This is a genomic window from Aquimarina sp. U1-2 (genome assembly GCF_017897595.1).
Taxonomy (GTDB): Bacteria; Bacteroidota; Bacteroidia; order Flavobacteriales; family Flavobacteriaceae; genus Aquimarina.
In genome coordinates, this window is the sequence record NZ_JAGKIK010000002.1 from 105100 (window position 1) to 121326 (window position 16227).

General features: G+C 35.3%; 11 protein-coding genes. 2 read left to right on the plus strand and 9 right to left on the minus strand.

The annotated features are described in order from the left end of the window. Position 1: 1 nt before the first annotated feature. The 4 genes from J8281_RS03250 to J8281_RS03265 form a co-directional block, all read right to left on the minus strand. Positions 2 to 4948, minus strand: coding sequence for a PKD domain-containing protein (locus J8281_RS03250; RefSeq protein WP_210196163.1), 4947 nt, complete (start codon positions 4946 to 4948; stop codon positions 2 to 4). A 290-nt stretch (positions 4949 to 5238) separates the two neighbouring features. Then, complete coding sequence (locus J8281_RS03255; RefSeq protein WP_210196164.1) at positions 5239 to 5502, minus strand: HTH domain-containing protein; 264 nt, start codon at positions 5500 to 5502, stop codon at positions 5239 to 5241. A 466-nt stretch (positions 5503 to 5968) separates the two neighbouring features. Next, positions 5969 to 6448 (minus strand): hypothetical protein, encoded by a 480-nt coding sequence (locus J8281_RS03260; protein ID WP_210196165.1) that lies wholly within the window; start codon positions 6446 to 6448, stop codon positions 5969 to 5971. A gap of 178 nt (positions 6449 to 6626) precedes the next feature. Beyond that, a complete protein-coding gene (locus J8281_RS03265; RefSeq protein WP_210196166.1) occupies positions 6627 to 6866 on the minus strand; it encodes a hypothetical protein in 240 nt (79 codons plus the stop codon). 273 nt (positions 6867 to 7139) lie between these two features. Between J8281_RS03265 and J8281_RS03270 the strand changes: the two genes are divergently transcribed. Then, on the plus strand, positions 7140 to 8879 hold the full coding sequence (locus J8281_RS03270; protein ID WP_210196167.1) for an AraC family transcriptional regulator: 1740 nt from the start codon (positions 7140 to 7142) through the stop codon (positions 8877 to 8879). A gap of 11 nt (positions 8880 to 8890) precedes the next feature. Here the strand turns inward: J8281_RS03270 and J8281_RS03275 are convergent, their stop codons facing one another. The 5 genes from J8281_RS03275 to J8281_RS03295 all read right to left on the minus strand — a co-directional run bounded on the left by J8281_RS03275 (position 8891) and on the right by J8281_RS03295 (position 15169). Then, complete coding sequence (locus J8281_RS03275; protein WP_210196168.1) at positions 8891 to 11059, minus strand: prolyl oligopeptidase family protein; 2169 nt, start codon at positions 11057 to 11059, stop codon at positions 8891 to 8893. Between the two features lie 480 nt (positions 11060 to 11539). Beyond that, positions 11540 to 12532, minus strand: coding sequence for an aspartate-semialdehyde dehydrogenase (locus tag J8281_RS03280; protein WP_210196169.1), 993 nt, complete (start codon positions 12530 to 12532; stop codon positions 11540 to 11542). Between the two features lie 363 nt (positions 12533 to 12895). Continuing rightward, a complete protein-coding gene (mscL, locus tag J8281_RS03285; RefSeq protein WP_210196170.1) occupies positions 12896 to 13321 on the minus strand; it encodes a large-conductance mechanosensitive channel protein MscL in 426 nt (141 codons plus the stop codon). Positions 13322 to 13422: 101 nt separating this feature from the next. Beyond that, positions 13423 to 14538, minus strand: a complete 1116-nt coding sequence (gene alr / locus J8281_RS03290; protein WP_210196171.1) for an alanine racemase — start codon at positions 14536 to 14538, stop codon at positions 13423 to 13425. Further along, positions 14531 to 15169 (minus strand): thymidine kinase, encoded by a 639-nt coding sequence (locus tag J8281_RS03295; RefSeq protein WP_210196172.1) that lies wholly within the window; start codon positions 15167 to 15169, stop codon positions 14531 to 14533. Before J8281_RS03295 ends, alr begins: the two co-directional genes overlap by 8 nt. Positions 15170 to 15274: 105 nt before the next feature. Between J8281_RS03295 and J8281_RS03300 the strand changes: the two genes are divergently transcribed. Beyond that, a complete protein-coding gene (locus tag J8281_RS03300; protein WP_210196173.1) occupies positions 15275 to 16024 on the plus strand; it encodes a hypothetical protein in 750 nt (249 codons plus the stop codon). Positions 16025 to 16227 lie beyond the last annotated feature (203 nt).

Here is a 16227-nt window from a genome sequence, read left to right on the forward strand (position 1 = left end):
CTTACCATTGTTCACCACCACCGGATCCACTGCCGGATCGGTTTACAATAACAGTAAAGGGAACTCTTCTTACTTCTCCTGTTTTATTATCTTTAATGGTGGCTGTAATATTATATTCACCATTTTTTGTGGATCCAAAAGAAAAGCTTCTACTAGTATTAGTAGAGGTGTAATTATCAGAATAATCCTGTAGACACACTACACGCCAGGTAACACTGCTATAACTTCCCGAACCTTGGGTCACCGAAGTTAATCTAAAAGTAACATTGGGATTACTATTATTAATTTGTGAAGAGGTTTGAGATCTGCCAATACTCATAGGATTATAAGAATATATCGTTTTTACACCACTCCATGCAGCATGCGTAGGACTAATCCTGGTATCTATTATTTTACATTTAACTTGGTAGCTGCCTGTAATAGTATACCTGTATTTAAATGTTCTACCCGAACCACTTTGTCGTACATTATTCACATACCATTCGTATCTTCTTTGATCAGATCCTGAACCACCGGACGCCGAAGCATTAAAAGTAACTTCAGTTCCTTTTACGATATAGGTTTTTCCATTAACCCTTACATTGGAAAAAGGATCATGGGCTTGAACCGTAATACTTCTTTCTCTTATATGGTTAGGAATATTGTTGTCAATCACCCTGCATTTGATGGTATATGTGGATTTTGTGCTAAAAGTATACCGCAACTGTGTGCCTGTATACGCCTGTCTTGTATTATTTACATACCATTCATAGCGCCTATTGCCAGATCCCCCTCCTATGTTTGAAGCAGTAAAAGTAACGGTAGCACCCTTTAGAAAATGTGATCCCAAACTGGATGATACGTTAGGGGTAGAAAGTGAATTATGAGAATATATCGTAAAGGTATTGGACTCTTTGTAATAGGGAGCCGGGGTGATGTTATTATCTACCACTCGAAACTTCACACTATACGTACCTGTAGATGAAAAGCTATTGCTATACGAAATACTGGTTTGCCCATTTTGCTTTACCCCATTTACATACCATTCGTACCTTCGATTACCCGAACCGCCACCGATACCTCTAGCTGTAAAGGTAACCGCAGTACCCTTGATTATATGAGGACTCCTATTGGCACTAATACTGGGAACTTGTAAAGGAAGGTGTATGTGTACTACTCTTGATGAACTCCTATGAACTCTGCCTGTAACCGTATCCACTAAGTTAAAAAAGATGGTATATCTACCCGCAGTAGTCGTGTTGAATGTATACGATCTATCATTATTAGTCTGTTTTACATTATTCACATACCATCCGTAGCGATAGGATCCCGATCCACCTGAAATATTAGAAGCTGTATAAACCACATTAGTACCAAAGAATACATGGGTATGTGTAGCAGAAATATTTGGAGTACTCAATGCAGGGTAGGCTACTGTAACACGAAGTGTTTTTTTAACCTGTACCTGTGTCTGCGGATCAAAAGCATTCAATGAAATGGTATACTCACCTTCTCTACTAAATGTTTTTTGAAACACAGAAGAATCTCCACATTGCTCCTGGATACTATTTACAGACCAAGTGTACATTACTGTACTGTTTGTAACTGGTGTACCTGCAGTAAAAGTAATTACCTGATTAGGATGTATAGTACCCGATACCGAAGGTGAGATCGCTATCCTACTCAAAGCTTCAGCACCCTGTCCTTCATAATTGTAACGCAACTGCTGGGTCACATGCTCATCCTGATCTAAAACATACGCTAACCGGTTAAAATCATCGTACTTGTAATAGGTAGTTTCCCCTTTGGGATCAGTGATACTAGTGACACCTATAAGCGGATCATAGGTATATCCTGTAACCTGTGCCTTTTTAAAGTACGCATGCCTTCTTATGTTTCCAATTAAATTGCGCATGTGTTCTTCTTCAGCGGTATTGTTCTCTGTATTTGAAGCCGTTTGGAGTTGATTAAGTATAGTCCTTGCATCAGATGGAATACCTGTATAACTTGCATTTTCAATCTTTACAATGGGTTGGGTATAGTTATACCCCCATACATACATAATAGACTTTCCATCGGCCTGGGATACTTCTAGCGGGTTGCCATAAGAATCATAATCATGGTAGGTAAGGCGAGGTTCGGGTGTGGTATTACCTTTAGCAGTTTTAGTGATCCCGGGCATTACGATAGTATTGCCCCAATCTTTATATTCTGTAACCTGGTTTGATTGTTGTGCCCCATTTATTTTATATTTTGTTTCAATAGGGTTTGCTATTCGGTTTTGAGCGACCAGCTTGTCATTAACAGTACTTCGTTTATCATATGGATAATAGTAGTTGGTTTCCTGGGTGCCTGATTTACTATCAATTGTTGTTTGGGTTTTCAGGTATCCCTTTGGATCGTCATAGGTATATAATGTATTTGTACTAATAGAATCGTTACCTAGTATTTCTTTATATAGAGAAGCTTGTAAAGGGTAAGTTTCTGAACTGTTAATGTATTCTCTTATTCCAAAATGTTCGGGAACGTAAGTATATTCTACAAGTCCACCGTTTGCGCTATATGAATACGTTAATTGACCAACCTTAAGATTGTACGATTTTAAATCTTTTCCAAAAAGATTCGAATGATCTTTGACATTGTATTTATTGGTGGTGGTAGTTACAGGAAAGAAATATCCTTCTTGATTTTTATAGGCCTTCTGTTCAATCAGTTTCCCTTTACGCCAATTTAACTTTTCCGTTGGAGCAAAAGGAAACGCCTCCACACTATCTTTCTTACCCGAAAAAACGTACAGGGTTTTCAACATCTCGTTATTGTATCCTATAGAAGATTCGGTAACAGACTTATATAAAACCGGACTACCTATAAATGTACTCAAAGGAACATTACTGGAAGAGGTTTTGGTCAATATGGCACAAACATTATATCCATAATCATGGACTACCCCACCAATATATCTAGGCTTAGCAAGACTGATTCCGGTTGATATATTATCAGTTTTATAAGAATACATTTTTTTGATACAATTTCCTAACCCATCGCAAGATTTAGTCTGAGAGACCCTAAGCCCTCCAAACGAAACATTGCTGTGTGGTGATGTTGATTCGTTAACAGAAGAATATCGTAAACTTACAACTGCAGAAACTCTTGGTGGGCGCCCAGAATCTGGGTTATTAGGATCAACATCGATTCCAGTATTGCTATGTGCATTTCTTTCTACGAATACCTTAAGTTCATACTCACCAGGTTCTAAATAAAAAAGGGTTCTGTCTAATGTAGCTGGTTCTGCTGGTCCTTGCTCTGCTACTGCACCATCCCGTAGGTAATTACATCCTAATCCTGGTCGAGTGCAGTTAACAATGGGCTTTCCATCTGTTCTTTTTAAAGTTACTGTAGCAGCAGCTCCACCATCTGAAGCCTGTAGATTATACATAAGAGAAATATGGGCTCCTCTACCTGAAACTACTTGTGGGGTAAATACTGTAGAAATAGTTTTAAATATATTTTCATCTTCCGGACGAGTATCAGAAGTGAAGACAATGTCTATCGGCTCATTTAATCGATCTTCAATCCCTATTTCACCTGTATCCTGAGCGCCATATACTTGGTTTTGTGAATACCTAATTTCTGTATACCCTTTGGTTGGATAATAAATTGTCTTTAATGCTCCCATCAATGTACTTTGGTAATCAGGAGATCTATTAGTCCCTTGAGAAACTAAATTACCAGTAGTATTAGTGTTTCCATTATAATATCCCCAAAAATCCTGTTTGTAATAGGCGATATTTTCTGGTGGAATATTATAATAATCGAATTTGTAGTAATTCCTGTCTTGTTCTGGATTATATTTTCCTCTATGAATTCCTTTTAAGAGTTTTCTTGTTTTGGATTTATCGTTATAAGAAAAACCATATTGCATGACACTTTGTCCAACAGAATTAACAATTTTTACATTTTCGAGGGTTACCGGGTTGTGTCCAGCACTTGTGATTAATGCATCACGAATTGTATAGTTGAAAGTAACAGTTTCAGACGGCGTACTAATTTTATGGAGCATTAGTGCCGAAGTATTCGAAAATATCCTACGATAGGCTGCGGGTTCAAATATATCCCTTTGTTGACACTCATAGATATCCCCTAATGATGGCTCCAGAATAGATTGTGAATCAGAATGAATGAACTGTCGTACTTGGTAGGGTATATAGGTAAATGTAATTTCTTTTGTGTTGGGCAAAACAATTCGATCAATTACCCATGCAGAAGTGTAAAGCTTTATGTAAGGATTATCTGCGATTAGCTCTGTTTCTGTTTCTTCTCGACTAGTGAAATAATATATAATCCCGCGATCATCGATTAGCTCGAATCGATTTTCATTTTGTATATAGGTGAGTTTATAATTTTTATACGGTGCAAAAATTGCTTCCCCTTTATGATTGAAATAAAATGTAGCCGAAATATCACCTATATTTATAAGATATTTATCAGATTCAGTATCCCATCGACCTTCTGCAGATCCTTTTAAAATATTACCTTTATCTCGATCAGTAAGCGCTTCTTTATCGGTGATATATTGATATACCTTTTCACCGATTTTATTATAGCCAATATATCCTAGACTGGATTCATCTGGTAAACCGCGCACTTGTCTGGTAATCATACCTCTGCCTGTTAAATCCCAACCTAATCCTGCACTACCTGGAATCTCTTCTACCATTAAACCAGAATAACTATATGATAATGAAATTGGCAAACTGAATTCAGATTCTTTAATTGTATGTAGAGGAATCGTATGATTAATTCTTCCCGTAGATAAATTAATAGGGATTTCTCCATATTTTCCTAAGCTAGCAGCTTCGGGAGAGGTAGGGTAAATCTGTGGTGGCGGAGCTACTTGTTGCCCCTCTTGACCTTCTTGTGCAGTAATAGTTAAACAAAATAGCCCAAAAATAAATAATAAGTGTTTCATATTCATTTTAAAAGAATAATTGGTTAGTTTTTCATCACAATATTACACCCTGCCAGTTTCATTTTTTGAAACTCAGGTATTTTTAATTGTTAAAATTTTATGAGTATTTGGTATGGAGTAGTGAGTACAAAGTGTTAAGTAATTAGTATTTTTTACTTTAAAATTTTAAGTTTTTCATTTTAAATTTTACATTGCTTAATTCTGAATTCTACATTCCAAATTAAAAAACACCTCCTCAAGGAGGGAATACTATCATAATTACTCCGTACACCGTACTTTGTACTCACTACTTAATACTTTGTACCAGACACTAATCCCGAATCCACATAAAACCCAAACCGAAAGCCTACTGCTTTTTCGTATACAAAACTTTTCAGATCGTGCTCGTAGGTGATAGGGGCATTTAGGTCTTTCATTACATTGAGTGTTCGGTATAATGTGGCTTTTGAAACGCCCAACCTGCTGGCAAGAGCTTCGGGTGTACCAGTTGCCTGCATCCGGATCAGCCGATCGATACGGGCTATGGTTTCTATTTGATTGTTGATGGTTTTCATAATTGATAGCGTTTTGATGTTTTGATTTATTTTGTATTTCCTTTTGTATGTGTGTTCCCTGTAAAGTTTTAATTATCGTATTTCAATTTTTAGAGGTATTCATATTGAGTTTGATTGTAAAGATTATACTACGGATCATTTTGGCTCTCGGGAGATCTATTTTGACGAAGTGTTTAGTACTAGAAGTGCTATTTGTAATCTTTTGACTTAAAAATTTGAGATAGTGCCCTAAATTTTTGATTGTTAAAGTTCAATTTTTAGCCGTTTGGCTTAAAATCTTTATTGAAGTGGTTAAAGAAAACGTCTATTTAGCCCATAAGAAGGTGTTTTGAGATAAATGGATTATTATTTCTATAAAGTTTTGATGATATGCGTGTTATCATTTTTGTTAGCTGCTTGGCTATTTGTCTTTCACTCCTAACCCCTTTCTTCAACAAAAGGGGAGGGGAAGTTACTTACACACTACTCAACTTATTTGTCCATCCGTTTTGGAGGTGCTTTTTGTACGTGCAAAAAATTGCTTGAGCTCTGCTACTTTTTCTGTAAAACCTGGTTTGCCGGCTCCTTTACTATATTGTGCATAAGCATAATCATTAAGAGCGTCTTGGTAATTGTCATAATCATGAAGGATTTTGGTGCTCTCTATCCTATAGGCTAAGCTTTCGATACGGCCTAATAGGTTTTCTGAAAAGGACCGGGCTTTATAGTCCTTCTCGAACTCTTCCCAATCCACATCGGGAGAACTTAATGACTGGCTGTGTTGACGATAGTCCCACACCTTATTGACAAAAAGTTTATTCTTTTCATTGATTGCTTTATAGTCTTGTCGCTCTTTCTCGGTGAGGGCAGATAGCTTACCGACCAATAGGGTTTCCAGTTGTGTGATCAGGTCTTCTGCCGTGTTTTTTTCTTCCAATGTTAATTGATCTTGAATTACATTTCTCATGTTTTTGTATTGATTTGTTTGTAGAATATTTAGTTTGAGTAGCTAGTATTGAGTACAGAGTATTAAGTAATGGTATTTTATACTTTAAGTTTTACACTTCATAATTCTGAATTCTACATTCTGAATCAAAAAACACTCCCTAACCGAGGGAATCCAATACTGTAAACTCACCACTCAACTACTCCGCTTCAGCCCCACATTTCCCCAATAAAAACAGGTTTCTCGCTTTATAGATAAGTTGTACTGCTTCTTCGCTTGTTTTCTGCTTATCATACAGTTTATGAATCCAGATATAAATAATAATTTCATAAGGACTACAATGCACCAGATTGTACATAAATTGATCAAGTTTAAGGTGCATGGCGTGTATCGTATTAACTAGAAATTGGCTTCTATGGTTGTATACATATGTGTTCATGATGTTTGTGGTTTGTTGAAGTCAAATGTAGGAGTATCAAAAGATGAAATGCAAGGGGAATAAGTCTTAATTCTAGAATTATCATATAGAAATTCTAGAACCCAGATACCATTTAAAAACAATATATTCAAATTAAAAACTTATAAAACAGATAGTTATATTCAACGAGCTTATGAACTTTTTAATATATATATTTGTTAAGTTTTTTAACAGATGCATCTGAATCAATTAATTTGGTTTTCTTTAAATCAAGTGTATTAAAAGAACTTATTTATGTCGATACGAGAATTTATTTTCAAGATTCTTTTCTCAGTTTTGTTTTGCCAAACTTTGTTTAGCCAGAAAGAAAAAGTGATTCCTGTAGATTCTATAAATAAGCTCGATTTTTCAGGTTTGATTAACGGGATTAATACCAACTTAGAGAAAAACCCTGAATTGGCAGATTTCTATTCTAATGTTTTTTTAAGAAGGGCTAAAGAAAATAAAAATGATTATGAAATTTCATCTGCCTATTACTATCGATCTACATTATATATAAATGACTTAGAAAGACAAATCACTTATATAGATAGTGCTATATATATTACTACAAACACAAAAAACAAAAACGATTTTAAAAGCCATAAAGGCACATTAGTTTATTTAAAAACTCACAAAGGAGCAGTTTATGAAACTGATGGATTTTTTGACATTGCTTTGGATAACTATCTTGAAGCATTGGATTTAGCAAAAAAAACAAACGATTCTCTTTATATTTATTATTTACAGCATAATATTGGTATTCAAAGAAGAAAATTCGGACAATTTGAAAAGGCCAAAATATTATTCCAGAAATGTTTGAAATATCAGGAATCTATAGTCAATAAGTCTTCTAACGATTCTTTAAATTATCTTTTTACTCTTGCTGAACTGGTTACTACTTACCGCCAGCATAAAGAACTGGATTCCGCAATTCTTACTAATAAGATAGGGTTACAAAGATCTCGTCACAAAACAATACAATCTTTATTTAAGCTGAATCAAGGTATATTACAATATTATGATCAAGATTATAGTAAGGCAATTACTACTATTAAAGGCGCCGTAGATACTTTATTAAAACCAAAAAACCATATATATTTTGAAAATTATGATTTAATAGACGCTTATTACTTTTCAGGAAAGTCCTACGAAGCTCTCAAAAATAAAGACGAAGGCATCAAATATTATAAAAAAATTGACTCTATTCTACAACATACCAATTATAGAATTCCAAAAACGCGTTATGCCTATTTAGAGTTAATAAAGTATTATAAATCCATTGGCGACAAGAATAATCAATTATACTATATCAACCAATTGATTAAAAACGACAGTGTTGTAGATCGTAATTTCAAAAATATGAATACTAAATTAATTAGGGAATATGAAACACCATTGTTACTTGAAGAAAAAGAACTATTAATCGATGAATTAAAAACTCAAAATACCAGATCGAATTTTAGTCTAATCTTATTATTGGGATCAATTATTATTCTTACTGGCATATTCATAAGGAATTATAAGAAAAATAGACAATATAAACTTCGTTTTAATGAATTAATCAACCAAAAACATGAAGAGAAAGTAAAGAATGAAAGCTCGAACAGAGAGGAGCGCATTGATATTGCAAAGGATGTAGTCGATATGATTTTAAAAAAGTTGATCCACTTTGAACAAACTCATGGCTTTTTAAAAACTAGTCTTACTTCTGTGATTCTAGCGTCAAAATTTAGTACCAATTCAAAGTATCTAACCAAAGTTATCAAGTTTTACAGAGGAAAAAGTTTTACTCTTTACATTAACGACCTTCGAATAAATTATATTATTGAACAATTACAAAGTAATACGAAGTTACAAAACTATACTATTAAAGCCTTAGCTGCAGAAGCTGGTTTTAACTCTACTGAGGTATTCTCTAAAACGTTTTTCAAAAAAACCGGGTTACATCCTTCGTATTTTGTTAAAAGGCTTAGAGAATTAAAAGAGAATTGATAATATTAATATCACCCTTCAACTTCGTTAGCCACTTTCTCAGGAAGTACTTCGTACCCCATATTGAATAAGGTAAACCCAAAAATATCTGCATATTGCTCAATAGTTTTACTTATTGGTGTTCCGGCGCCATGGCCAGCATTAGTTTCTATTCGTATTAAGGTAGGGTTGTCTCCAGATTGTTTAGCTTGTAATTCTGCTGCAAATTTAAATGAATGTGCCGGCACAACTCTATCATCATGATCACCAGTTGTTATTAAGGTTGCGGGATAATTTACGTTTGGTTTTACGTTATGTACAGGAGAATATCTTTTTAAGTATATAAACATTTCTTTATCCTGATCGGCAGTACCATAATCATAAGCCCACCCGGCACCTGCTGTAAATGTATGATAGCGTAGCATATCTAATACGCCAACTGCAGGTAAGGCCACTTGCATCAAATCAGGACGTTGCGTCATCGTAGCGCCAACCAAAAGTCCTCCGTTAGATCCTCCTCGAATCGCCAAATGGCTTGAAGAGGTATAGTTATTTTCTATCAAATACTCTGCGGCAGCGATAAAGTCGTCGAATACATTTTGTTTTTGTGTTTTGGTACCTGCGGTATGCCATTTTTTGCCATACTCGCCTCCACCTCGAAGATTAGGTACCGCATAAATACCACCTTGCTCCATCCAAACCGCATTAGCAACATTAAAAGAAGGCGTAAGACTAATGTTAAAGCCACCATATCCATATAAAATAGTTGGGTTTTTCCCATTGAATTCGACTCCTTTTTTATAAGTTATAATCATTGGTACTTTGGTTCCGTCTTTTGAAGTAAAAAATACTTGTTTACTTTCGTAGAGATCGGGGTCGAAATCTATTTTTGATTTATGATATAATTCAGAAGTTCCTTCAGTAATATCTAATTTATAAATAGTGGAAGGGGTTTTGTAATTAGAGAATATATAATATAGTTCTTTTTCTTCTTTTTTAGCTGAAAAACCACTTGCGCTTCCAATACCGGGAAGCTCAACCTCGCGTATTAATTTTCCGTTAGTATTGTATTGAAAAACTTTAGATACTGCGTCAATCATATATTCGGCAAAGAAATATCCCCCTGCGGTACTTGAATTTAATACGTTGTCGGTTTCTGGGATAACATCTTTCCAGTTCTTGGATGCTGGGTTTGATGCGTCAACCGTGACAATTTTTTGATTGGGGGCGTTTAAATTGGTAACCAAATAAAGCTTAGATCCTTCATTTTCTATCACATAAGTATCACTGTCGGTATGATCCAGAATAGTGATTATTTTTTGATTGGGTTGAGTAAGATCTTTTATGAATAATTTATTTCCTGATGTAGCGTTACTTGCAGAGATGATTAAATAGCGATCATCTTCGGTAACACTTCCTCCTACATATCTGTGTTTCTCTTCAGGAGTTCCTCCAAAAATAAGGACATCTTCTTTTTGAGGGGTTCCCAATTTATGGTAGAAAACTTTGTGTTGATCAGTTTTAGCAGATAATTCACTTCCTTTGGGTTTGTCGTAACTAGAGTAATAGAATCCTTCGTTTCCTTTCCATGATATTCCGGAAAATTTAATGTCTACTAGTGTATCTTCTATAATTTTTTTACTCACAGCATCTTTCACGATTACCTTTCTCCAATCACTACCACCTTCAGAAATTGAATACGCTACGAGATTACCGTTTTTTGAAAAACTAACACTTCCTAATGAGGTAGTACCATCATCACTAAAGGTATTAGGGTCTAAAAACATTTCGTGTTGATCGTCTTCATTTTTAAATCGATAGAGTACACTTTGATTCTGAAGTCCGTTGTTTTTATAGAAATAAGTATATGCGCCTTTCTTAAAAGGAGCACTTACTTTTTCATAATTCCATAATGTTGATAAACGTTTTTTCAACTGTTCTCTAAAAGGGATATTCTTCAAGTATCCAAAAGTTACCTTATTCTGGGCAGCCACCCATTTTTCAGTTTCTTCACTACGATCATCTTCTAACCAACGATACGGGTCTTTTACTTCAGTATCAAAATAGGTGTCTACAGTGTCAACTTTCTTGGTTTCTGGATACTTCAATGCCATACTCGTTTTATCGTTTTGTTCTTTCGTTTCGTTTTTACAGCCTATTAATAGGAATAGGCTACAAAGCCCAAGGAATATACTTTTCATAGTAGAGTTCGTTAAAATGTGTCACAAATCTATCAAAAGATGTGACCGTTAATGCTAAAGAAACTATAAAAAGACTGCTCTATCAATCATTCCCAAATGAAAAGTGGGATTCTTTTCGCTGTTACTTTGGGGTTTAGTAACAAGTTTGTAGGATAATTGCGTAAGAGCAGTCAGAATTTTCTCTAAGAAACAAATTTTTTTGCTTTTATAAAAGTGTTTCCTAAGTATCCTGACTTTTGGCTACAAAAATATGATAAACCCATTAAGCATTTTAAAAAGAAGAAAAATACTTGCATGTCTAACTATAACAGGTAGCTATCGAGAATAATTTTTCAGATCCAAAACTCAATTCTTACTCACTTCCTACTTCAGTCAAAATAAAATGTACCCGATAATCAAGATGTAAAATCTCTCACACTTGCCTTGAGGTAGTTTACTATTTCTTGGGCACTATATGATAAAATTATATCATTTTGGTGGTTAACCAATTAATTGTCGCTCCATTAGATATTCTGCTATCTGTATGGCATTGGTAGCAGCACCTTTACGAAGATTATCAGATACGATCCACATGTTGAGAGCGTTTTCTCTAGAGTGATCCCTACGAATTCTGCCAACAAAAACATCATTTTTACCTTCGGCATAGATAGGCATAGGATAGGTATTGGTATCTGGATTATCTTGTACGGTGATACCGGGAGTGTCGTTTAAAAGCGCTCTTACTTCATTTTCTTTAAAATCATTTAGAAATTCGACATTCACACTTTCGCTATGACCCCCTACAACAGGAATCCTTATAGCTGTTGCTGTAACCGCAATAGTAGCATCATCAAGAATTTTTTGTGTTTCATTAACAAGTTTCATTTCTTCTTTGGTATAGCCATTATCTTGAAACACATCACAGTGAGGAATCGCATTACGATGGATAGGGTATGGGTAGGCCATTTCTCCTTTTTTTCCTTCATATTCATTTTCGAGCTGTTGTACTGCTTTTACTCCGGTACCCGTAATAGATTGATATGTCGAAACTACCACCCGTTTTATTTTGTATTGATCATGCAGCGGACTCAATGCCAATACCATCTGGATGGTTGAACAGTTAGGATTTGCGATAATTTTGTCGTCTTTGGTTAGTACTTTGGCATTGATCTCGGGAACGACCAATTTTTTTGTGGGATCCATTCTCCATGCCGATGAATTATCAATAACAGTAATACCAGCATCGGCAAATTTTGGAGCCCATTCTTGCGAAGTACTCCCTCCGGCCGAAAACAAGGCAACGTCTGGCTTCGTAGCGATGGCCTCGGCAAGCCCGACAAGGGTATATTCTTTATTTTTGTATGTAATTTTTTTTCCAACAGATCTCTCAGAGGCTACAGGGATAAGATCTGTAACAGGGAAATTTCTTTCTTCTAACACTTTTAACATTACGGTTCCTACCATACCGGTAGCACCAACGACAGCTACTTTCATAGATTTTTTACTTACACTTATACACTTTATTAATATACTAGGCAAATGTGAGGAATATTTCTAATATAACAAGCAGTAGTATTTAAAATACAAATATCTGAACAATTTGTTAAATAATGAACTGTCTGTAAAAAAGAACCATCCTTGTTCAGGATGGTTTTAGTTAGAATATGTAGTATAGCGGTAGCTATAGATAATTAACTTTTTTGTAGTAGCATCAGAAATTTTTAATGTTATACCGTTTCACTATTAGCATCTAGAAGTTAGATAAGGTAAAAATCAAATATAATAATTGATTATCTAACCAATTCTACTTTCTGTAGGCATAACGATCTCCAGTCAAACTTACTTACAAAGAGCTATTTAAGATTGCTGTTTCTTCAATAAATCTCTTATTTCAGTAAGTAATTCGGTTTCTGATGGTCCTGCCGGCGCTACAGGAGCTTCTTCTTTTTTCTTTTTGGTTTTTTCATATCCTTTCAAGAAAATAAAGATAACAAATCCTACGATTATAAAATCAATAATAGCTTGTATAAAGTTTCCGTATGTTAAAATTGCTGCATTTGCCTCTTTGGCTGCTGCAATGGTATCTGGATTGCTGCCGTCTAGCGGAACAAAAAGATTACTAACATGTTGCCCCTGAAGAATAAGACCTACTAAGGGCATAATTACATCGGCTACAAGCGAACTTACTATTTTATTAAAAGCTCCACCAATAATAACAGCCGTGGCGAGAGCTACAATATCTCCTTTCATTAAGAAGGATTTGAAATCTTTTATAAATCCCATAATATTTTGATTTAGATGATTAGTATAGCGCTAATTTAACAAAATTTTAGAGATTACTACGGTCTTGTAGTGTATAGATATGCTACAGTTGCTTTTGAAGTCTATAGCTTATCTGCTATAACAACACGTTTTACCCTAGAGGAAACTGCGGTTAGTAATTCGTAAGAGATGGTGCCAGAAAATTCTGCTACCTGAGCTGCATTTGTAGTAGCATCAAAAATAACAACTTCATCACCTTCTTGGCAGTCTATTTGAGTAACATCTACCATTATCATATCCATACAAACATTTCCTAATATGTAGGCACGTTGTTGACCTATGGTAACAAATCCATTGGCTTTACCAAAATTCCTGCTTATTCCGTCGGCGTGACCAATTGGTATCGTGGCTGTCTTCGTAGTATCAGTCGCTTTAAAAGCTCGATTATACCCTAAAGAATCTCCCGGTGCTAGTATGTGAATTTGGGAAATGACAGATTTTAATGAGGCAACAGGTTTAAGTGCCTGATCGTATTTTGCTTCATTACCATAACCGTAGAGTCCAATACCAGAACGAACCATATCAAAATGCGCTTTTTGATAATTTAAAATACCAGAAGTATTAGATAGATGCAACATAGGGCGATATCCCAGTCCGACATTCATTTTATCTGCGATTTCTTGAAATGTCTTTATTTGCGTTGTAGTAAAGTCTTTTTCATCATGATCTTCGCTAGCTGCCAAATGAGAAAGTAAAGCCACAATTTTTAGGGCTTGGCTCTGATCGATTTCACTTAAAATAAGAGGGATATCATTGTTACTAAAACCTATTCGGTTTAATCCTGTATTAAATTTTATATGAACAGGGTAGTCTGTTTGATGAAGAGCCGTAGCCGCTTTTATAAAATGTTGTAAAGTTCTAAAACTATATACATTGGGTTCTAGGCGATGTTCGATAAGTTTAGAGAAATTTACAGGCTGCGGGTGTAATACCAGAATAGGAATTTGAACCTGGGCTTCTCGTAGTGCTATTCCTTCGGCAGTATAAGCAACAGCTAGATAATCTGCTCCTATTTTTTCTAGATGCTTTGCAATAACTATAGCATCACTACCATAGCCCGAGGCTTTAACAACAGCCAACATCTTTACGCCATTGGCAATTTTACTCTTTATATATCTGAAATTATGGGAGAGATGAGCCAAATTAATCTCTAATGTGGTTTCTTGAATATTACTCATCAGATTTTTTAGATATTTCTTTGGGATCGTTCACCTTCATTTTGTGTACCTTTTCTTTGAGCATAGCTTTGTAATACGCAGCTCTGCTTAAAGGTTCATATTCTTCGGTTTCCCCTAATAAAACAAGGTCATCTTTTCTAGATTTTCGGTAACTAAATTGTGCAAGATTACCGGTTCTTGTACAAACAGCATGTACCTTGGTCACATACTCTGCCGTTGCCATCAATGCGGGCATGGGTCCAAAAGGATTTCCTTTAAAATCCATATCTAATCCGGCTACAATTACGCGAACTCCTTTGTTGGCCAGGTCATTACAAACAGTAACAATTTCATCATCAAAAAACTGCGCTTCGTCTATGCCGATCACATCACACGTATCTGCTAATATTCTAATATTAGCTGCAGCAGGTACGGGAGTTGATCTAATTTCATTAGCATCGTGCGAAACTACCATCTCATGATCATAACGAATATCAATTGCAGGCTTAAATATTTCAACTTTTTGCTTTGCAAACTGTGCTCGTTTTAGTCGGCGGATCAATTCTTCGGTTTTTCCTGAAAACATCGAACCACAGATGACTTCAATCCACCCAAATTGCTCCTTATGATTTACCGTATTTTCGAGAAACATTTTGTATTTTTCAGAATCAATTTAAACAAATCCCTCTTTCCTTTCACGAGATGAGGTAAATGTATTAAAAATCACGAAGCAGTATTGCAAACAAATAAGAAAGTTATGAAGAAGAAATTGGAAGCGGAATTAATAAGTATTGCTCATCGAATTTTACAATTGAAAGACACCACAACGCTGTCACAACTTCAGGAAGAGAGTAGGCAACTCTACGAAAAGCTTACGATACTAACCTTTGCTGAAGCTCATTTTGCAGGGCCACAACCTACAATCGGACAAATTACATCGGCTCTTGAACAGGAAACGTCGGATGAACTGAAAGAAGTTCAACAGAAAATCAAAGCGATTATGGAGCCTAAGCCAACTAGAGCAGTACAGAAGGAGCAAAAAGTAGAGAAGCCCATAACACCAGATCATGAAACAACAGAAAAAACACAACAAAAGGCGGGTATACCTGATAAACCAGAATTGGTTATTGAAGAAATAAATGCACGTGTGAGTGAAGATCTTTTTGTACCCGCACAGGTGTCATCGAAAAAGAACACCTCGTTTTCGGCGCCAGATTATGAAAGTGCTGCTTCAATAGATGACAAGGATAAACCAAAATCTATTAACGACCAATTGCGAAAGGATATTCAAATCGGTTTAAATGACAGGTTGGCTTTTATAAAATATCTTTTTAACGGCAATACTTTGGATTATAATAGGGTGCTTTCTCAATTAGAAACCATGAGAACCAAGAAAGAAGCCAGGGATTTTATCAGTACTGTGGTGAAGCCTGATTATAATTGGAGTAACAAAGAAGAACATGAAGAACGATTTTTTGATGTAATCCTTACTAAATTTGAACATTAGACCATCGTAGCGGTACGCTTAAATTGGCACTGCCAAAGGGTACAATACCCTCGGGGTAGTTTATGAACAGAATTTCTGATGCGCTGCCCGGGCAATTTCATAAACAACCATAAAAAGTAAGATTTTAATGATGTTCAACTAAAACTCAAAAGCTATCTTTGAAACTTTCTGAAAATTGAGTGGTTATTATTCTGAAATGAATT